The sequence below is a fragment of the Mesorhizobium sp. M0145 genome (assembly GCF_040322355.1).
GTDB lineage: Bacteria > Pseudomonadota > Alphaproteobacteria > Rhizobiales > Rhizobiaceae > Mesorhizobium.
In genome coordinates, this window is the sequence record NZ_JAMYTK010000004.1 from 89,519 (window position 1) to 107,837 (window position 18,319).

Consider the following 18,319-nt stretch of genomic DNA (forward strand, 5'->3'; position numbering starts at 1 on the left):
TGCCGCGTCCTTCTCGCTCGGCGGCTGCTGCCCCGCCGTCCCCACTGCGTGCCAAGATATCGCCCCCGGGCTGCCAACCGCGTTGCCGCTGTCGTCGTTGGACTGACGGCGGGTAGCGGCGCAGCGCCTGGATCGAAGAAGGATCGTTATCGGCAGGACCGCAGTCCAGAGGGGAGAGGCCGGCCAGGGCGGATTTGAGCCGGATTGGTCGAGAGAGAGGGCCGCCCGGTTCATTCCCGTTCCGCTCTCCTCGAGGTTTTCTCCATGCTTGATGTTTCTTCGAAGACTGCCGCTCCGGCAGTGCCGCTTCCGCTTGTCTCATCCCCGGCTGTCGAACCAGCTGCCGCCATCCACAGCGCGGCGCAGTTTCTTCTGCCCCATCTCGAACGCGGTCAGCGCGTCGACGCCTCGAGCCTTCGCTCCGCCATGGAAGCTGCCTTCGGTGCCTCCGATGCGTCCGGCGCATGGGACTGGAAATCAGCCTATGACGCTTGCGAAGTCGCGACGGTGCTGTTCCTGCGCAAATACGGAAAGTCGCTTTTCCGCAAAGCCGGTTCTGCGGCCGCCGCACTTCCGATGCTGGGCAAGATTGCCGGCCTGCTCCCAACTCACACGCGCCGCTCCGAAGAGACCGAAGCGCTTCAGCAGTTCAGCACCCCCATTCCGCTCGGTCTGGCGGCCGTGACTGCCGCGGCAATCACCCCTGCCGACCGCGTGCTTGAGCCCTCCGCCGGCACCGGGTTACTTGCTATTTTGGCCGAGATCAGCGGCAGCACGTTGCTGCTCAACGAACTGGCCGAGGCCCGCGCCGGGCTTCTCTCATTGCTCTTTCCGGCTATCCCCGTCACTCGCTTCAACGCAGCGCAGATCGATGATTATCTCGATCCCGGCATTGCACCAAGCGTCGTGCTGATGAACCCGCCGTTCTCGGTTCTGGCCAATGTCTCGGGTCGCGTGTCCGACGCTGCCTATCGTCACGTCGCCTCTGCGCTGGCCCGGCTCGCCGAGGGCGGGCGGCTTGTCGCAATCACTGGCGCAAATTTTTCCCCAGAGCTGCCCATCTGGCGCGAGTCCTTCGTCAGGCTCCAGGAGCGCGGTCGCGTGGTGTTCACCGCCGCGATCGACGGCGCCGTCTACGCCAGGCATGGCACCACCGTCGAGACCCGGCTGACCGTCATCGACAAACTGCCGGCCGACAATCCAGGCACCTTTCCAGCATCAGCCGGCACGGCGCCCGATGTCGCCACACTGATCGCCAGGATTGGCGAGCACGTTCCCGCACGGCTGCCGGTCAGCGCTTCGGCTTTTGCGCCCGCCGTCAAGGCACTGGGGCCAACAGCGCGCACGGTGCGCGGTGATCTCGCCAGATCCGCCGCTTCCTCTCCGGTGCGCAGCCTCGCCGAGCCGGAAGGCGCCGAGCTTGCCTACGAGACTTTGGACTGGAGGCCTGCCGAAAGTAGGCACATCACCGATGGCATCTATGAGGAGTACGGGTTGCAGGCGATCCGCATTCCGGGCGCCCATCCGCATCCGACCAAGTTGGTTCAATCGGCGGCGATGGCATCCGTTGCTCCGCCGAAGCCGAGCTACCGGCCGATTCTTCCTGCCAAGGTTGTCAGCGACGGCCTCTTGTCCGACGCGCAGCTAGAAACAGTCATCTATGCCGGCGAGGCCCATTCGGAGTTCCTCGCCGGTTCCTGGATGGTGGACGAGACCTTCGATCTTGTCTCTGCCGCGCGCGACGATGCTGCGCACGCCGTGCGATTCCGCCGGGGCTTCATGCTCGGCGACGGGACGGGCGCCGGCAAGGGCCGCCAGTCGGCCGGCATCATCCTGGATAGTTGGATGCAGGGCCGCCGCAAGGCGGTGTGGATCTCCAAATCCGACAAGCTGATCGAAGACGCCCAGCGCGACTGGTCTGCTCTCGGCATGGAGCGCCTGCTGGTCACGCCGCTGTCGCGGTTCCCGCAGGGCAAGGCCATCCGCCTCGATCAAGGGGTCCTATTCACCACCTACGCCACGCTGCGCTCCGACGAACGCGGTGAGAAGGTCTCGCGCGTGCGGCAGATCGTCGAATGGTTGGGCACCGACTTCGACGGAGTGATCATTTTCGACGAGAGCCATGCCATGCAGAACGCCGCAGGCGGCAAGGGAGAACGCGGCGACGTCGCCGCCTCACAGCAGGGACGCGCCGGGCTCTGCCTCCAAAACGCCCTGCCGAACGCCCGTGTCGTCTACGTCTCGGCGACGGGCGCAACCACCGTCCACAACCTCGCTTACGCGCAGCGTTTGGGCCTATGGGGTGGTGAGGATTTGCCCTTCGCGACCAGGGCCGAATTCGTCGAGACGATCGAGGCCGGCGGCGTTGCCGCCATGGAAGTGCTGGCTCGAGACCTTCGCGCACTCGGTCTCTATACGGCACGATCGCTCTCGTACGATGGTGTCGAATACGAGCTGGTCGAGCACCAGCTTACCTCCGAGCAGACCCGCATCTACGACGCCTATGCGGGAGCGTTCAGCGTCATTCATAACAATCTCGACGCCGCAATGCGGGCCGCCAACGTCACAGGCGAGACCGGGACACTGAACCGTCAGGCAAAGTCGGCTGCACGTTCGGCATTCGAGAGCACGAAACAGCGCTTCTTCGGGCATTTGCTCACCGGCATGAAGACGCCGACCCTGATACGCTCGATCGAGCGCGATCTCCATCAAGGCCATGCCGCCGTCATCCAGATCGTCTCGACCGGCGAGGCACTGATGGAACGGCGCCTCGCGGAAATTCCAACCGAGGAATGGAACGACGTTCGCGTCGACATCACGCCGCGCGAATATGTCCTCTCGTATCTGCAGCATTCCTTCCCCGTGCAACTCTACGAGCCGTTCACCGACAGCGAAGGCAATTTGTCGTCACGTCCGGTCTATCGCGACGGCCAGCCCGTCGAGAGCCGCGAAGCGGTCGCCCGCCGCGATCGCCTCATCGAGCAACTCGCTTCACTGGCCCCCGTCCCGGGGGCACTCGATCAGATCGTACAGCGCTTCGGCACCGACCTCGTAGCGGAAGTGACAGGCCGGTCGCGCCGCGTCGTTCGCAAGACCAGCACTCGAGGCATCGATCGCCTTGTCGTCGAAAACCGCGCCGGATCGGCCAATCTCGCCGAGGCACAGGCATTCATGGATGACTGTAAGCGCATATTGGTGTTTTCCGACGCCGGTGGCACTGGCCGCAGCTATCACGCTGATCTCACTGCGAAGAACCGCCGCCTTCGAGTTCACTATCTGCTTGAGCCGGGCTGGAGGGCCGATGCCGCCATCCAGGGCTTGGGGCGCACCAACCGCACGAACCAGGCGCAGCCGCCGCTGTTCCGGCCGGTTGCGACCGATGTGAAGGCTGAGAAGCGCTTTCTCTCGACGATAGCCCGGCGGCTCGACACATTGGGCGCCATTACGCGCGGCCAGCGCCAGACCGGCGGCCAGGGCCTATTTCGCCCTGAGGACAATCTGGAGTCGCACTATGCCCGCGACGCGCTGCGGCAGCTTTACCTGCTGCTGGTTCGCGGCAAGGTGGACGGCTGCTCACTCCAGATGTTCGAGGAAGCGACCGGCCTCACACTGACGGATTCCACCGGCATCAAGGACGAGCTGCCACCGATCACGACCTTCCTCAATCGGCTGCTGGCGCTTACCATCGCACTTCAAACCGTCCTGTTTACAGCCTTCGAACGATTGCTAAATGCGAAAATCGAGGGCGCCATTGCCTCCGGTGCCTACGACATCGGCTTGGAAACACTGCGTGCGGAGAGCTTCGTCGTCACCGAGCGACGCGTCATCCATGTCCATGCCGCCACCGGTGCGGAAACGCGACTGCTGACCATCGCCCAGCGCAAGCGCAATCGACCCGTTTCACTTGCCGATGCCCTTGCCCAGCTTCACGATCCCCGCGCGAAGCTCCTGGTCAACAACCGATCCGGCCGCGCCGCCGTACAGGTGCCAGCGCCCGCGCTGATGCTCGACAATGGCGAGATCGAATGGCGCGTCCGGCTGATCCGGCCGATGGAGCACCATCAGGCCTCATTGAAGATGATGGCGGAGAGCCACTGGGTTGAGGCTGAGCAGGCTGCATTCGCTGACGCCTGGAGTGTCGAGACGGCTGACGTGCCCGAATTCACGGACAGCACTATCCATGTCGTTGCCGGCATGCTGCTGCCGATCTGGAAGCGTCTGCCCAGGGAATTCTCACGTGTGTACCGGCTCCAGACTGACGATGGCGAGCGCATCATCGGTCGTCAGGTCCCGCCAGCATGGATCGCGGGCGCACTGGCAACAAGCTCGCCTTCGATCACAGCCAGTGATGCTTTCGTTGCGCTTCTGGGCGGTCGAACGATCCTCGACCTCGCCGATGGTCTGCAGCTTCGGCGCAGCCGCCTCATGGGCGTCAGCCGAATCGAGCTGACGGGCTTCAACGACACAATGCGTGACCGTCTTTCGGCTTACGGCCTCTTCCGAGAGATCATCTCCTGGAAGCTGCGCATGTTCGTGCCCGCCGACGCATCTGGACCCGCAATTCTGGGCAGGTTGCTGAAGGGCTATCCAGTCCAGCGCATCGACACGCGGGAGGATGCGTGATGGCCCGCCACGATGCGTCAGAACTGGCGCACCGCCTCGGCCAGCAGGCTGAGGCGGTTTGTCGCTACTATCTTTCGAACGGGCATCGCGAGGGCCGCTACTGGCTTGTCGGCGATGTGCAAAACACGCCGGGCCGCTCAATGTTCGTGCGTCTCGTCGGGTCAGCGAACGGAAAAGGAGCCGCCGGCAAGTGGGCCGATGCGGCGACTGGCGAGCATGGCGACCTTCTAGACGTCATCCGCGAAAGCCGCGGCTTCAGCAACTTCAAGGACGTTGCGAATGAAGCAATGACGTTTCTCGGCTTGCCGCATCCCGAACCAGAGCAGATTTCTCCCCGGCCGAAATCGGTAGACACGCCATCCGGATCATCTGAAGCAGCGCGTCGGCTGTTTACGATGTCGCAGCCGATTGCGGGTACGGTCGTAGAGGCGTATCTGCGCAACCGCAGTATTACCGCTTTGCACGGGACCGAAAGCCTGCGTTTTCACCCGCGCTGCTACTACCGGCCCGACGAACACGCGCCGACTGAGACCTGGCCGGCGATGATCGCTTCCGTCACCGATCTCGACGGCCATTTGACTGGCGCACATCGCACCTGGCTTGATCCTTCCGGCAGAGGCAAGGCATCGGTCGGTACGCCGAGGCGCGCGATGGGCGATCTTCTCGGTCACGCGGTTCGCTTTGGCCTGCCGGGCGACGTCATGGCGGGCGGCGAAGGCATCGAGACCGTCTTGTCGCTTCGGTGCATCCTGCCCGATATGGCTATGGCAGCGGCACTCTCGGCCGCCCATCTTGCTGCCATGCTGTTCCCCCTCACGCTGAGACGGCTCTACATCGTGCGCGACGCCGATCCAGCCGGTAACGGCGCGCGTGACACCTTGATCGAAAGAGCGAATGCTGCCGGGATCGAGGCGGTCGTGCTCTCGCCGGCACTTGGGGACCTCAACGAAGATCTCTGTACGCTAGGCGTGCATGCCGTTCGAGCAGCAGTCCGTGTTCAGCTCGCCCCGCAGGACATCGCCCGGTTCATGGCAGTGGCGGGATAACTCGGAACGAAACAATCTGTCCGCTGTCGCTTGCATCGCTCGGATGCCTCCGAAGTCGGAGAGAACCGCGCCTGAGGGCCTTCGAGAGGGCGATCGGCCAGCAAACGACCCGGACCCGCAATGTCTTCGGCCGACTATTTTCCGGCGCGCTCCCCAAGGGAGCGCTTTCCATCGCGAAGCAAAATAGCCGGCCTTCACCCTCCTCCGCTGACACTCCGGCCCTTCGCTTCGCTGCGGGTGCAGGTCCGTCCCGTCCGCCGGCTTCCGTCGCCATGAAGGCCGCGAGGGTCGCGGTCCAACCGGCGGAGCATCCAATGAGCGAGCATGACGACTACGAACCACAGCACTCGTCTTCACCCATCGACCACGTCCTCACCGAACTCCAGCTCTATGGCTACCGACCCTTCGCGGATGAGCCTGATCCTCGACCGCTTCCAGAGGGCCACTGCGTCGCCGGCGCGATCGCCGACATCTTCGACGCTCTCATCGTGGCACTGCAAGACACTCGCCTCGAGCCCGATCTTGACGATCTTCTGTGGTCGACCGTCAACATCTTTCACCGCGCCGCAGATCGGATCGAGCGCGAACTCGATCACAACGAGCAGGCGCAACGCCGCAGCCAGCGTGAGCAGGACGGCAGCGAAGTGAAATCCGTCGAGCTGGAACGCCTGACGGCCGAAGGGCAGACGCTGATCGAACGCCAAAGCGCCTTCGAACTGATGCGTGATCAGGCCGCGGATCACTACGAGCGCCACACCGGATCGAGTTGGCGACCGCGCAGCGGATCGATGGTCAACCACCGCAACCTGACCTCTGCGCTGATCGACAGCCGCGACTTTCTCAGCGCCAAGAAACGCGCCTCGCAGGAAGTCCTTCTGCCACCTGGCCCGAAAATCGCCTTCACCGCTGGGCTCGACTTCAATGACCACCAGCTGATCTGGGCCAAGCTCGACCAGGTCCACGCCAGGCATCCCGACATGGTCTTGATGCATGGGAAATCGCCGAAGGGTGGCGAAAAGATCGCCTCCTGTTGGGCAGACCACCGCAAGGTACCCCAAATCGGCTTTGCCCCTGATTGGACAAAGCATGCCAAAGCCGCCCCGTTCAAGCGCAATGACGCAATGCTGGAGGTACTGCCGATAGGCGTCATCGTCTTTCCCGGGACCGGAATTCAGGACAATCTTGCAGACAAGGCAAAGAAGCTCGGCATCCCAGTCCTCGACTTCCGCCCCAAGGGAGGCGGCGCGTAAGCGCTGCCCGCCCCTACCCTTTTTTCGATTGTACGATACGGCCGCGATCGGGCAGCGCGTACTGTATTTGCAGCTCGCTGGAGTGCTTGGCCCGGGATGCCGGATCTCAGGCTCCCAGCGCCGCCCGTCTTTTTGCGATACTCAAGTCCGCGCCCTAGCAAAGGCGCGCGACGCCGTCACGCTTGCCGTCAACGTTTCAGCTGCGTCGCACCTGGCATCACAGCTGCGAATAACGACGCCCGTTTAACCGAACAGGGCCTGGATCTGGGCGAACTCACCGAACAACCGGCGTGGGCAGGATGCTTTTTTCGGCCGTCGCATTGTTAGCGTCGTCGCTGACTCGGCATCGCGCGACGCACAGTTCGAATCCACCACGGCGTGCCGTCTCGTTCCAAAGATAGCGCATATCCGGTGGTGCACGTCAGCCGTGACTTGAACCATCACGTGCGTGTCTTATGCGCGTTGCTGACAACAGCTTGCGACTTCGCGATGCCTGTACAGAGGAGCATCGACGCCGGTGATCGTCGTAGCCGGGATTTCGCCAGCGACGGTATCGCCAGGTTCTCCGTTGATGTCTCTATCTGGTGGGCCGCTCCAAACGGCCTCTTTAATGGGCTGATCTGGCCGAAGGTCGGCTGCGCCTCGATCGCCTAAGCCGCAATGGCGCCGATCGACTTTCTTCCCCTGCCGGCTGCGCCGTCATTCCTCGCCAAACAACAAAGTCGCTTGGCTGCCATCCTCCGCTGGCGCTGCGGTCGCAAGCGATGCGGCGTCGATCGCCTCCGGCCCGCCGATCGCCATCGAGGCCGCAATGGTGCGGGCTCGAAACAGAGTTCAAGGAGAAAACTCATGGCGATAATCGGAATCTTCAAGAGGACCGGCAACAACGAGTTCACCGGCGAAATCGTCACTCTCTCGCTCCAGACCAAGAACGTCCGCGTCGTGCCCGAGACCAACCGCTCTGGCGACAGCGCCCCCAGCCACCGTGTCTTCGTCGGGCGGGTCGAGATCGGCGCCGCATGGTCCAAGCGCTCCAATGACGGCCGCGACTATCTCGGCGTGAAGCTGGACGATCCGAGCTTCACTGCTCCGATCTACGCCAACCTCTTCAACGATGAGGAAGGCGAAGGCTACAGCCTCATCTGGTCGCGCCCCAACGGCCGCCGCAACGCGGAGTAAGGCCCCGACCAAGGCTCCGCCCGGACGAACAGGGCGGGGCCGTCCTCCTTTTCACGACAAGATGAGCGCAGTCGCTGCGCAACGAGCTCCGTCGGACTTTGGGGCGACTACCTGTCGTGTTCGCGACTGGAGACTTCATTCCTGCATGTCGCCTCGCCGATAATCGAAAATTCGCGGTGTTTCCCGCGTCAACTCACGGTGCCGATTTTCTGATCAACTCGCATGGGTCCACATTCAGCGCAGTTGCGATCCTCCCAAGAACACTGATGCTGGCCGAGACCCGAGCGCGCTCGATCGATCCGACGTAACGCATGCTCAGTCCAGAGCGGGCGGCCAGTTCTTCCTGCGTCACGTTCTGGTCATGGCGCAGACGACGCATGTTGGCCGCCATGATCTCCTTGAGATTCATGACGGATTAGGGACCAGAAAGGGAACTATCGTTCTAGGAATGATCGTTCCTATTCGCTATGATTGGTGCTCGATCTAAAGGACGGCTCCTTCGAGATCGCGATCGAAATATGAACGGTCAAATACCATGCTTAAACCGCTGCTCGATCCTGATGTCGCCGACATTGCGCCGGATGCCCCGGTCCTGACCGGCTATGACGAGGAGCGTCTGCTCACCTACATTCGCCTCCTTGACGCGGCAGCGGAAGATGCCGATTGGCGAGAGGTGGCCAGGATCGTCTTGCATATAGACCCGGAGCAGGAGCCGGAACGAGCGTTCCGGTCCTGGGAGACCCATCTTGCCCGCGCGCGATGGATGACGACCAGCGGCTACCGATATCTTCTCGCTGGCGGCGCTCCGCACTGACGCGGCCGGCGCTCCACTTTGCTGAGTCGGCATAATGGTTTGCCGACTCTCCAACTATCCAACTTCCTTATGCCCCTGAATGTTGACGCCGACGCCTCACATCCGGGTACGCGGAGAGGACAGGAACAGTGCAAGGCGATTGGACCGATCCGGCGGCGTATGCACACATGTGCAGCTACCAGGCTACGGAGTTCGCCGCCGAGTATCTGATCCGGAATGACGAATTCGTGGCAGAGTGCAGCCAGCTTGCATCGCAATTCGCTGGTTCTGGAGAACCTGCCGGTCAGCCCGATCTCGCCGCCCGTTGGGGCGCGCGATTTCAAAACTGCCGGTGCCGGACTTCCGAAAGCTGACAATATCATCTGGACAGAACAGGCCTCGCCGCGCGTGCTCAGGGTCATGCGGGTATCTGCATCCCATCAGACAGTTCGACCTTCCAGCCTTGGCGGAGCCAGCGTTTGGCCGCAGGACGAAGGCCTTCACATTATTTGGTCTACCTTAATTGGGAAAAGTTATCTCGTCGCTGACGACCGCGCCGGTGAATTCAACGCTATCCTTCTGCCGCTCGACGCTGCATTCGAGACGCGGCTCGATGCAGCGCGCCGGTTCTGGCGCGCACTGAACGGCCGGGCAGCCAGTCCATCTTACGGCGCGCTGCCGCAACAGACCAAGACCAGGCATATCCTCAATTTACGCGCACATGATGGTCACCGCACGGGTGCAACCTATCGTCAGCTCGCGGAGGTGCTGTTTTCGCAGGAGCCGATTGTGCCGCGAGATTGGCGTGATCATCATCTCCGCCACAAGGTCCGAGCTATCTTACGCCGTGCAGCTTTTTTAGTCGCCGGCGGCTATCGCGATCTTCTCTTCTACCCCCACAACCGCAGCGAAAAGTCCGGCCGCCGAAGTCCTTCTTCGGGGTAGCAAAAACGCGCCCCCCAATCTTTGCCCTCCCTCGCCTTTCCTGATTTCGATCATGGTCCACTTCGCGCGTCCCGGCAGGCCAGGACGACAGCAGAACCGAATGGAGATCGAGCGATGTCGAAGGGTCCCGCGGACGCGCCCCAAAAGTATTTGCGCACGAAGGAGGCAGCACCCATCGTCGGGCTCTGCGCCCGCACACTCGAAAAGCACCGGACCTACGGCACCGGCCCAAAATACCGAAAGGTCGGCGGGCGCGTTCTCTACGACATCAACGACCTGCACGCCTGGATAGAGCTGGGGGCACGCACCTCCACCAGCGATGTCAACGCGATCTATGTTCCGCCGGCAAAACCCCATGCAGCCCGCGCGCCCGCCTATGTCGGCAGACGCGACCGCAGCTCCTGATCTGTGGCGCACCGAAAATGCAGTATCGCGAGACCGTTCAGCAGCAATTTGCGCTGCCTCATGTCCCCTCATCCGGCTTCCCTCCACGCGGCACGGAGGACGTCGTGGCGCGGCAGCTCGTCTTATTGGTGAAATCCCGCCGCCTGACACCGATCCACTCTCATGCGCGCGAGGAATCGACCTGCGTTGAGGCGGCGAGTGTGCACGGCATGGCAACGATTTGGAACGCTGCCATCCTGGTCTGGGCTGTGTCGCAAAACATCCACGCGCAAGCCAGGAGATTGCAACCGCGCCGCCTGGTAGCGGCGAAACAGCAGCAAACCCTGACCTTCAAGTCGCCGCGTCAACGGCGGCACGTCCACAGCCGGATAGCCGCACGCGAGCAGCCGAGTCCATACACGGGCAAGCGTCTTAAAGCTTGCCTGCTGCGCCCCGGGATCGAGTCATGAGCAAACGCACAAAGATCATCGCCACCATGGTTGGCGGCGCAGTGCTCGCCGCGGCGCCGGCATGGATTAGCCATCCGCCGATATCCATCTGGAACGCATCGGCGAGCATCCCCGTCGGGCTCTATCGGGTCCAGCCGGCCGACAAAATCGGTATTGCCAATATCGCCGTCATCATGCCGCCCGAGCCATTGGCGGCCTTCATGGCAAGACGCGGGTATCTGCCGAAAAATGTGCCGCTCCTGAAGCGTATTTTGGCACTCGGGGGCGCAACCGTCTGTCGCCAAGGCACAACGATCATCGTCAACGGCAAGACGTATGGACATGCGCGCGAGCGTGACAGTCGCGGTCGACCCCTGCCCATCTGGCAGGGCTGCCGCGACATTGCCGAGGCCGACGTCTTCCTTATGAACCCGGGTGCAGCCGACAGTTTTGACAGCCGCTATTTCGGCCCGCTCCCGCTCTCATCGATCGTTGGCCGCGCGGTTCCCGTCTGGACCACGGAGCGCACCACTCCGGTGCTGGGATATCACCAACGATCCCCTCGCTAGCGAGCCGTGACGGCTCGGCTCGGCGCGCACTAACACTCAGAAAGGAGCACTGCAATGACCCAGATCGGAACCTTCACGCGCAATGATGACGGCTTCTTCGGCAATCTCTCCACGCTAACAATCGAGGCGAAGATTGCCATCCTGCCAGCCGAGAAATCCAAAACCGAAAACGCGCCCGACCATCTGATCTATTGCGAAGGGATGGCGGTCGGTGCGGCTTGGGACCGCGCCGGAGACAAGGCTGGGGATTACCTCTCCGTCTCAATTGACGACCCGTCCTTTACGCAGCCGATCCGCGCCAAGCTGTTTCGGTCCGATGCAGAGAACAGCGTCTGGAGCCTGCACTGGAACCGATCATCGAAGCGCGACGGGCGAGGCTGAACAGATGCTTCTGGAGCCCTTCGACGAATCTTTCTCGCCAACCCTTTTGATCCATTGCGCGCCGGTCAAACCCTTCGATCCGACCGCCCGCGAGGCAGCCCAGAGGGGGCCGGACACTTGCTTGTGGCTGCGGACGCCGATTTCATCACAGTTTTGGCAAAGCCGATTCGATCGGCAAGCCCCTGCCCTTAACGGAAGCGAACACCGTCGCAGGCTGGCAGCGCATCGGTTCTGCGGTCTGCGGGATGCAGCCCACAGAGGCATGACGACGTTTGCCGCATGTGTCATGCTCGGCTTCGTGGCGCCCGAAACTGGTGCAGCGGCTTCCTCTGCTGGTGAACGGCCGGCGCACTCCGAGTCGACGATCTTGTCGGCTGGCCCGTGGTCGCGGCATATCCGGGAAGCGTCAAAACGCTTCGCCATTCCAGAGCGGTTGCTGCGCGGCGTCATGCATGTTGAGAGCGTCGGCGATGTTCGTGCGCTTTCAAGCAAGGGCGCAATGGGCTTGATGCAGATCATGCCGGCGACGTGGGAAGAACTGCGCATCAAATACCGTCTCGGTGACGATCCCTATCAACCGCGTGACAACATTCTTGCAGGTGCAGCATATCTTCGCGAAATGCTCGACAGCTTCGGGCGCAGCGGCTTTCTTGCCGCTTACAATGCCGGTCCTGGTCGGTACACGGAACATCTCATAACCGGCCGTCCGCTGCCACGCGAGACGGTCGACTACGTCAGGAAACTCGCGCCGCTGCTCGATGGTGCAGTTCTCAGTCCGCGGCGCGCGCGGCAGGGAAGGGGCAGAGCCAGCTCGCTCCGTGCAACGATCTTTGCGCATCCCCATGACATTCGGAACGCCACTGCATCGGATGGCAATGGTTATGGCGAGACGATCTTTGCGGCGATTCATTCGTCCGCAATGCGGTCGCCAATGGGCAATCCTGTTGCGGACCTGACCGCGATCGAGCCACGGCCGGGTGAAACCGATTTCCAATCGAACCACGCTGTTTCCGGCCTATTCGCTCAGCCCTCTTTAGCCATATCGCGATGATCGCCACGTTCCTCCTCAATTGCATTCCGGCCTGTTCCGTCGCGGAAATTGCGGCGGAAGGGTTGGCTGTGGATGAGAACAGAGAGATTGGCAGGATAAAGGGCCGCGAGGTCCGGCTCGGTTCGGCCGATTGTTTTCCTTACGATTTTCGTCTCATTTCGCAATGTGCTGGCACAATCAGCGATGTGCGCTATTCCCAATTTTTCAGTCTTTCAATGGAAACCGCACCTCGTGGCCGTCTAGCATGAAGCGTGACGATATTTTTCGCGTCCGCCCCGGTCGCATCCGCTCCCGCGCCGGCCAGCGCGCACGACCCTTCATCTTCCAGGCTCTTGCGGCCACACAGCGCGCCGGCGGGCACCTTACACGCGAGGGTCGGATCACCTCCCCGCGAGCTTCAACGTTTGGCCGCGGCAGGTCAGCGAGCATCCGCGCCAGTCGCCTCATCTCTGACAGCTCACGCGGCGCCGTCGTCAAGACCCGTGTGGTACGGCAGTTCAGAGGGTCTGCGCCACTCGCCACCCATCTCAAATATCTTCGCCGCGAAGGTGTTACACGTGATGGTGAGAAGGCGAGGATGTTCGGTCCCGACACCAAAGATGCAGATCATGACGCCTTCTGCGACCGCTGCAAGGATGATCGGCATCACTTCCGTTTCATCGTTTCGCCGGAGAATGCAATAGAGCTCGGCGACCTCAAGAACTTCGCTTGTGACCTGATGGTCGACATGGAGCGCGACCTCGGCACGAGGCTCGACTGGATAGCCGTCGATCACTGGAACACCGAACATCCGCACGTTCACATCCTCGTTCGCGGCGTTGCCGACGATGGCGAGAGCCTTGTCATCTCGCGCGACTACATCCGCCAGGGCATGCGCGATCGGGCGAGCGACATTCTCACCCAGACGCTTGGGCTCCGCACGGACCTCGACATCCGCCAGGCCATCGAGCACCAGGTCGACACTGAGCGCTGGACGCAGCTCGATCGCCAGCTTGTTCGTGACGCCGACCGTCATGGTATCATTGATCTCGCGCCACACCCTGATCGCCGGCCCGACGAGTTCCTGGGGCTCAAAGTCGGCCGGCTGCGGCAACTGGAAAGCCTGGGCCTCGCGAACGAGATCCGTCCCGGCCAGTGGATGGTGGTCGAAGAGGCCGAGGCCACTTTGCGCGCCCTCGGTGAACGCGGCGACATCATCAAGCGCATGCACCGCAGCCTCACTGTGCATGGGCTAGAAAAAGGGACGGCCGACTATGTGCTGGCCGCCGAAAAGATTGATGCGCCCGTGATCGGCCGACTGCTCGAACGCGGCCTTGATGACGAACGGCGCGGCGCGGCCTATGCCATCGTCGATGGCATTGATGGACGCACGCACCACATTCGCTTCCATGACCCTGATGCGGCCGGAGACTCCGACCCGGGCTCGGTCGTGGAGTTGTGCCGCGATGCGAGTGCAAATGGCGGTGGCCGGGTCACGCTCGCGGTCCGCTCCGACCTCTCAATCGAACAGCAGGTCCATGCTTCCGGCGCGACTTGGCTCGATCGCCAACTCGTTGCACGCGAGCCTGCCGAATTCGGTGACGGCGGCTTTGGCAGGGACGTAAGACAGGCACTGCAAGATCGGGTCGACCACCTTGTCAGCCGCGATCTGGCCAGGCGCGAGGGACAGCGCGTCATTCTTGTGCGCAATCTGATCGATACTCTACACGATCATGAGGTGGAATCGCTCGGTGCCCGCCTCGCCGCCGAGACGGGCCTCTCATTCACGAAGGCTGCCAACGGCGATCATGTGGCTGGGATTTACCGGCGGCGTTTCTCGCTGGCTTCAGGCCGGCTCGCGATGATCGACAATGGGCTCGAATTCAAGCTCGTGCCCTGGTCGCCGTCGCTCGAAAAGCGATTGGGTAATCAAGTCATCGGGGTCGTGTGCTCGGATACGGGGGGCGTGGATTGGAACCTGGGAAAGAAGCGCGGCATCGGGCTATGAAGGTTACAGGCGTATGCTCTATCCTGATGCTGGGAAGCCAGCACGGTCGCACATTCTATTTGTACCCGCACAGTGAAGCGCCGATTGCCTTGCAAAACAGGGACTTTGCGCATCCTCGATTCAGTCTGGCGCCCGCGATCGCGGCACTGGCGCTGTTTGCCTTCGTCTATCATTGGAACAGCTATCTGTGGCCGCTGACAGTTTTGCAGGGCAATGCAGAGGATTATCCGATCGTCATTAGCCTCAGCCGCCTGCTCAGCTACAACAGAGGCGCCCTCAATACAGGACTGGTCATGGCCGGCGCCACGCTCGCCGTGCTGCCGCCATTGATGCTCTTCGCCTTCCTGCAGCGCTTCTTCGTGGATTCGATCGTCGGCTCGGCGGTCAAGGGATAATGGACCAGCGCGGCGCTCTGTGCTAAGGTGTACACAGATCAACACAGGACACCGCTATGGCCGCTAGCACCACTATGACAATTCGCGTCAGTCCCGATGTAAAGGAAAAGCTCGACCGGATCGCAACCGACACCCGGCGTAGCAAGTCGTTCCTCGCAGGTGAAGCCGTCGCAGCGTATGTCGATCGCGAGCTTGAAATCATTGAAGGTATCAAGCGCGGCCTTGCTGATGTCGAAGCTGGGCGCATCGTGTCTCATGATAAGGCCATGGCAGAAATTTATGCCGCGATTGATGCCGGCACGGGCCGCAAGGTGTGACGCGAGCCGTTCAGTGGTCTCGCGGTGCGCTGGACGACATCAAGGAACAGATCGCCTATATCTCGCAGGATAATCCGCGCGCTGCGCGCCTGGTCGCAGACCGGAATTCTGGACGCAGGGGCCGCGCTTGGGGAAATGGCAACCGGGCGACCCGGCCGTGTATCCGGCACCTATGAAAAGCCTGTGAGTCGCCTGCCCTACATCATCGCTTATGCCGTGACCGCCAAGGGCGGCCGGGAAAGCATTTCAATTTTGCGGGTGATCCACGCAGCGCCCGGTTGGCAGGACGAGGAATGGCCGAACTGAGCGAAATCTCGCGACGAAGGGGCTTTAATCGCGAGCGGATTTGCTGCCAACAATTTTGACAGCAAGCTGCCGGGTATTGCTCCCGAGTTTAACCGGAGACCTGAGTGGGAGCATATACGTCGAGCACGTTCTGAGTTTCGTCCGTTCGCAATGAGTTATGGCTACTAACGATCTGGCAAAACCACGATTCAGTCCGCGGTCAGCACGACCTTGACACTCTGTGAACGGTCGGCGGCAAGTCGGAAGGCATCCGGGGCGCAAGAAAGCGTGCGCTCCGCTGTCATCAGCTTCAGGACGTCCACCTCCCCCGACACGATGAGATCCACTGCGCGACCGAACTCGCTGCCGAAGCGGAAGGCGCCTTTGAGGTCGATCTCCTTGGCCATCACCGCATTGGCCGGCAGCGGAATCTGGCCACCGGGAAGATTGCCGATCTGGACCACCGTGCCGCCGCGCCGGACGCAGGCGATCGCAGCGGCAAGGCCGGCCGTGGTGCCCGAAATCTCGAACGCCACATCAAGCGAACCGCCGGCAGCAAGCCCCTGGAGCTCGGCGTCGCCGCTGGAAGGGTCCACCGTCCTGTCGGCGCCCAAACTGCGGGCGAAGGCGAGCGGCGCGGCGGCGATGTCGGCGACGGTCAGTTCACCGCAGCCGGCAAGCCTGGCCGCGAGCATGGTCAAGAGACCGATGGGGCCGGCACCGAAGAGGATGACGTGGCGGCCCCTGATGTCGCCCGCCCGCGCGACGGCGTGCAGACTGACCGCCAACGGCTCGGCAAGTGCGGCCGCCTGGTAGGCCACATCAAATGGAACCTTGAAACATTGCGGGGGCGTGGCGTCGAACAGACTGGCGAAGCCGCCCTGCATATGTGGCGTCTTCGATGCCGAACCCATGAAGTAGATGTTTTCGCAGAGATTGGCGCGCTCTTCCAGGCATCGCGCGCAATGCCCGCACCAGCGCGACGGATTGACCGCGACATGGTCGCCGACGCCCAGGCCGGGTGCCGCGCCGTTGATCTCGACGATTTCGCCGGAGATTTCATGGCCGAGGACAAGCGGCGAGGTCACAACGAAGTCGCCGGTCCGGGCATGGCGGAAATAATGCAGGTCGGAGCCGCAGATGCCCCCTGCCCCAAAGCGCACCCGCACCATGCCTGGTGCCAGCGGTTCGAGCGGATGCTCCACGACGCGCAGGTCCTGCGGGCCGAACAGCGTCGCGGCAATCATCTGGCCGCTCACCGGATCAGTCCCATCTCGGTCGGCAGCCAAAGCGTAATGGCGGGTATGAAGGTGATCAGAAGCAGCGCCACGATAAGCGGCACCAGCCACGGCAGGATCGCCATGGTGGTGCGCTCAACCGAGAGCTTGGCGACGCGCGACAGCACAAAGAGCACCATGCCGAGCGGCGGGTGCAAAAGGCCGATCATCAGGTTGAGCGTCATGATCAGCCCGAAATGCACCGGGTTGATGCCGTAGACGGCGGCGACCGGCAGCAGGATTGGCACCAGAATCGTGATCGCGGCGATCGTATCGAGGAAGCAGCCGACCACCAGCATCAGGATGTTGACCAGGATCAGGAAGACCCATTTGTTTTCGGTGAGCGCGAAAATGAAGTTCGAAAACAGCTGTGCCGCCTGGCTGACGGTGAGCAGCCAGGCGAAGATCGATGCGGCGGTAACGATGAACAGCACCGACGCGGTCGTTTCGATTGTGTCGAAGCTCGCCTTGGCAAGCAAACGCAGCGTCATCGTGCGGTAGCGCACCAGCCCGAGGAAAAGCGACCAGATCACGGCCGCCATCGCCGCCTCGGTCGGCGTGAACCACCCCATCGTCATGCCGCCGATCAGGATGACCGGCGTCATCAGCGCCATGACCGCGGAGAAATCGAAATACCAGTCCGCCGCGATCAGCACCAGCAGCGCGATGCCGACCGCGATGTTGATCGACAGGCCAAGCTGCACAAGCACGTAACAGCCAATCGGAAAGGCAGCCACCACCAGCACCTCGCCCGCCGCTTCGGCGAGCCGCCGAAGCTCGAAAGGCGTGTCGGAACCCCAGCCGCGATTGTAGGCAAAGATGGCAACCGTAATCATCATCAGCACGGTCATGACCACGCCGGGCAGGATGCCGGCCATGAACAGGGCACCGATCGAGACATTGGCCATCATGCCGTAGATGACGAAGGGCAGCGAGGGCGGAAAGATCGGCCCGAGCGTGGCGGAAGCGGCGGTGACGCCAACCGCGGCGTCGATAGGATAGCCGTGGTCCTTCATCGCCTTGATCTCGATGGTGCCGATGCCGGCGGCGTCGGCGAGCGCGGTGCCCGACATGCCGGAAAAGATCACCGATCCGATGATGTTGACCTGCGCCAGGCCGCCTTTCATCCAGCCGACCAGGGCAAGGGCGAAGGAATAGATGCGCCCGGTGACGCCAGCGATGTTCATGAGGTTGCCGGCCAGAATGAAGAAGGGCACGGCGAGCAGCGGAAAGCTCTCCACCCCGGCGATCATGCGCTGGGCCGCGATGATATCGGGCGCGACGCCGTAGATGACGAGGTAAAGGATCGACGCGGCCGCCATCGAAACGGCGACCGGCACGCCGATGAGCATCAGGACAAGAAAGCCCCCGACCAGAAGCAGCATCGC

General features: G+C 62.4%; 19 protein-coding genes and 1 pseudogene. 17 read left to right on the forward strand and 3 right to left on the reverse strand.

Annotation, left to right across the window (positions count from 1 at the left end):
* Positions 1-264 precede the first annotated feature (264 nt).
* From NKJ28_RS09450 to NKJ28_RS09465, 4 genes are all read left to right on the forward strand, one after another.
* Complete coding sequence (locus NKJ28_RS09450) at positions 265-4,623, forward strand: strawberry notch-like NTP hydrolase domain-containing protein (protein ID WP_352635180.1); 4,359 nt, start codon at positions 265-267, stop codon at positions 4,621-4,623.
* On the forward strand, positions 4,623-5,669 hold the full coding sequence (locus tag NKJ28_RS09455; protein ID WP_352635182.1) for a DUF7146 domain-containing protein: 1,047 nt from the start codon (positions 4,623-4,625) through the stop codon (positions 5,667-5,669). Before NKJ28_RS09450 ends, NKJ28_RS09455 begins: the two co-directional genes overlap by 1 nt.
* A 314-nt stretch (positions 5,670-5,983) precedes the next feature.
* Positions 5,984-6,919 (forward strand): SLOG family protein, encoded by a 936-nt coding sequence (locus tag NKJ28_RS09460; protein WP_352635184.1) that lies wholly within the window; start codon positions 5,984-5,986, stop codon positions 6,917-6,919.
* An 849-nt stretch (positions 6,920-7,768) separates the two neighbouring features.
* A complete protein-coding gene (locus NKJ28_RS09465) occupies positions 7,769-8,098 on the forward strand; it encodes a DUF736 domain-containing protein (protein ID WP_352455854.1) in 330 nt (109 codons plus the stop codon).
* A 193-nt stretch (positions 8,099-8,291) separates the two neighbouring features.
* Here the strand turns inward: NKJ28_RS09465 and NKJ28_RS09470 are convergent, their stop codons facing one another.
* Positions 8,292-8,507 carry a helix-turn-helix domain-containing protein gene (locus tag NKJ28_RS09470; protein WP_023674290.1) on the reverse strand — a complete coding sequence of 72 codons (216 nt, stop codon included), beginning with the start codon at positions 8,505-8,507 and terminating at the stop codon, positions 8,292-8,294.
* A 126-nt stretch (positions 8,508-8,633) separates the two neighbouring features.
* On the opposite strand from NKJ28_RS09470, the gene NKJ28_RS09475 reads away from it, so the two are divergent.
* The 13 genes and pseudogenes from NKJ28_RS09475 to NKJ28_RS09535 all read left to right on the forward strand — a co-directional run bounded on the left by NKJ28_RS09475 (position 8,634) and on the right by NKJ28_RS09535 (position 15,675).
* Positions 8,634-8,912, forward strand: coding sequence for a DNA -binding domain-containing protein (locus NKJ28_RS09475; protein ID WP_023674289.1), 279 nt, complete (start codon positions 8,634-8,636; stop codon positions 8,910-8,912).
* Positions 8,913-9,079: 167 nt separating this feature from the next.
* Complete coding sequence (locus NKJ28_RS09480; RefSeq protein WP_352455880.1) at positions 9,080-9,265, forward strand: transcriptional regulator domain-containing protein; 186 nt, start codon at positions 9,080-9,082, stop codon at positions 9,263-9,265.
* Positions 9,266-9,311: 46 nt separating this feature from the next.
* Entirely contained in the window at positions 9,312-9,836 is a 525-nt protein-coding gene (locus tag NKJ28_RS09485) for a DUF2285 domain-containing protein (RefSeq protein WP_352619337.1), read from the forward strand.
* 114 nt (positions 9,837-9,950) lie between these two features.
* Entirely contained in the window at positions 9,951-10,241 is a 291-nt protein-coding gene (locus tag NKJ28_RS09490) for a helix-turn-helix transcriptional regulator (protein ID WP_352635186.1), read from the forward strand.
* Positions 10,242-10,258: 17 nt separating this feature from the next.
* Entirely contained in the window at positions 10,259-10,690 is a 432-nt protein-coding gene (locus tag NKJ28_RS09495; RefSeq protein WP_352635188.1) for a replication initiator protein A, read from the forward strand.
* Positions 10,687-11,238, forward strand: a complete 552-nt coding sequence (locus NKJ28_RS09500) for a S26 family signal peptidase (RefSeq protein WP_352635192.1) — start codon at positions 10,687-10,689, stop codon at positions 11,236-11,238. Before NKJ28_RS09495 ends, NKJ28_RS09500 begins: the two co-directional genes overlap by 4 nt.
* 54 nt (positions 11,239-11,292) lie before the next feature.
* Positions 11,293-11,619: a DUF736 domain-containing protein gene (locus tag NKJ28_RS09505; protein WP_023674284.1), complete on the forward strand. Its 327-nt coding sequence runs from the start codon at positions 11,293-11,295 to the stop codon at positions 11,617-11,619.
* A gap of 286 nt (positions 11,620-11,905) precedes the next feature.
* Entirely contained in the window at positions 11,906-12,670 is a 765-nt protein-coding gene (locus NKJ28_RS09510; RefSeq protein WP_352635194.1) for a lytic transglycosylase domain-containing protein, read from the forward strand.
* Positions 12,667-12,918, forward strand: coding sequence for a hypothetical protein (locus tag NKJ28_RS09515; protein WP_156937256.1), 252 nt, complete (start codon positions 12,667-12,669; stop codon positions 12,916-12,918). The genes NKJ28_RS09510 and NKJ28_RS09515 overlap by 4 nt, the downstream gene beginning before the upstream one ends.
* The gene (locus tag NKJ28_RS09520; protein ID WP_352635196.1) at positions 12,915-14,657 is read left to right on the forward strand and encodes a relaxase/mobilization nuclease domain-containing protein; all 1,743 of its coding nucleotides are present in this window, start codon (positions 12,915-12,917) and stop codon (positions 14,655-14,657) included. Before NKJ28_RS09515 ends, NKJ28_RS09520 begins: the two co-directional genes overlap by 4 nt.
* Positions 14,654-15,052, forward strand: a complete 399-nt coding sequence (locus NKJ28_RS09525) for an ABC transporter permease family protein (protein ID WP_352635198.1) — start codon at positions 14,654-14,656, stop codon at positions 15,050-15,052. Before NKJ28_RS09520 ends, NKJ28_RS09525 begins: the two co-directional genes overlap by 4 nt.
* 56 nt (positions 15,053-15,108) lie before the next feature.
* Positions 15,109-15,369: a CopG family ribbon-helix-helix protein gene (locus tag NKJ28_RS09530; RefSeq protein ID WP_352452153.1), complete on the forward strand. Its 261-nt coding sequence runs from the start codon at positions 15,109-15,111 to the stop codon at positions 15,367-15,369.
* Positions 15,366-15,675: pseudogene (locus tag NKJ28_RS09535) on the forward strand (type II toxin-antitoxin system RelE/ParE family toxin). The gene NKJ28_RS09530 and the pseudogene NKJ28_RS09535 overlap by 4 nt, the downstream one beginning before the upstream one ends.
* A 188-nt stretch (positions 15,676-15,863) precedes the next feature.
* Here the strand turns inward: NKJ28_RS09535 and NKJ28_RS09540 are convergent.
* Entirely contained in the window at positions 15,864-16,901 is a 1,038-nt protein-coding gene (locus tag NKJ28_RS09540) for an L-idonate 5-dehydrogenase (protein WP_502902175.1), read from the reverse strand.
* An 8-nt stretch (positions 16,902-16,909) separates the two neighbouring features.
* Positions 16,910-18,316 carry a TRAP transporter large permease gene (locus NKJ28_RS09545; protein WP_352635202.1) on the reverse strand — a complete coding sequence of 469 codons (1,407 nt, stop codon included), beginning with the start codon at positions 18,314-18,316 and terminating at the stop codon, positions 16,910-16,912.
* Positions 18,317-18,319: the final 3 nt, after the last annotated feature.

Excerpts from the sequence above, each read along its gene's own strand:
- NKJ28_RS09450 (WP_352635180.1), top strand. The coding sequence starts at position 265 with ATGCTTGATGTTTCTTCGAAGACTGCCGCTCCGGCAGTGCCGCTTCCG.
- NKJ28_RS09455 (WP_352635182.1), top strand. The coding sequence starts at position 4,623 with ATGGCCCGCCACGATGCGTCAGAACTGGCGCACCGCCTCGGCCAGCAG.
- NKJ28_RS09460 (WP_352635184.1), top strand. The coding sequence starts at position 5,984 with ATGAGCGAGCATGACGACTACGAACCACAGCACTCGTCTTCACCCATC.
- NKJ28_RS09465 (WP_352455854.1), top strand. The coding sequence starts at position 7,769 with ATGGCGATAATCGGAATCTTCAAGAGGACCGGCAACAACGAGTTCACC.
- NKJ28_RS09470 (WP_023674290.1), bottom strand. The coding sequence starts at position 8,507 with ATGAATCTCAAGGAGATCATGGCGGCCAACATGCGTCGTCTGCGCCAT.
- NKJ28_RS09475 (WP_023674289.1), top strand. The coding sequence starts at position 8,634 with ATGCTTAAACCGCTGCTCGATCCTGATGTCGCCGACATTGCGCCGGAT.
- NKJ28_RS09480 (WP_352455880.1), top strand. The coding sequence starts at position 9,080 with ATGTGCAGCTACCAGGCTACGGAGTTCGCCGCCGAGTATCTGATCCGG.
- NKJ28_RS09485 (WP_352619337.1), top strand. The coding sequence starts at position 9,312 with ATGCGGGTATCTGCATCCCATCAGACAGTTCGACCTTCCAGCCTTGGC.
- NKJ28_RS09490 (WP_352635186.1), top strand. The coding sequence starts at position 9,951 with ATGTCGAAGGGTCCCGCGGACGCGCCCCAAAAGTATTTGCGCACGAAG.
- NKJ28_RS09495 (WP_352635188.1), top strand. The coding sequence starts at position 10,259 with ATGCAGTATCGCGAGACCGTTCAGCAGCAATTTGCGCTGCCTCATGTC.
- NKJ28_RS09500 (WP_352635192.1), top strand. The coding sequence starts at position 10,687 with ATGAGCAAACGCACAAAGATCATCGCCACCATGGTTGGCGGCGCAGTG.
- NKJ28_RS09505 (WP_023674284.1), top strand. The coding sequence starts at position 11,293 with ATGACCCAGATCGGAACCTTCACGCGCAATGATGACGGCTTCTTCGGC.
- NKJ28_RS09510 (WP_352635194.1), top strand. The coding sequence starts at position 11,906 with ATGCTCGGCTTCGTGGCGCCCGAAACTGGTGCAGCGGCTTCCTCTGCT.
- NKJ28_RS09515 (WP_156937256.1), top strand. The coding sequence starts at position 12,667 with ATGATCGCCACGTTCCTCCTCAATTGCATTCCGGCCTGTTCCGTCGCG.
- NKJ28_RS09520 (WP_352635196.1), top strand. The coding sequence starts at position 12,915 with ATGAAGCGTGACGATATTTTTCGCGTCCGCCCCGGTCGCATCCGCTCC.
- NKJ28_RS09525 (WP_352635198.1), top strand. The coding sequence starts at position 14,654 with ATGAAGGTTACAGGCGTATGCTCTATCCTGATGCTGGGAAGCCAGCAC.
- NKJ28_RS09530 (WP_352452153.1), top strand. The coding sequence starts at position 15,109 with ATGGCCGCTAGCACCACTATGACAATTCGCGTCAGTCCCGATGTAAAG.
- NKJ28_RS09540 (WP_502902175.1), bottom strand. The coding sequence starts at position 16,901 with ATGATTGCCGCGACGCTGTTCGGCCCGCAGGACCTGCGCGTCGTGGAG.
- NKJ28_RS09545 (WP_352635202.1), bottom strand. The coding sequence starts at position 18,316 with ATGCTGCTTCTGGTCGGGGGCTTTCTTGTCCTGATGCTCATCGGCGTG.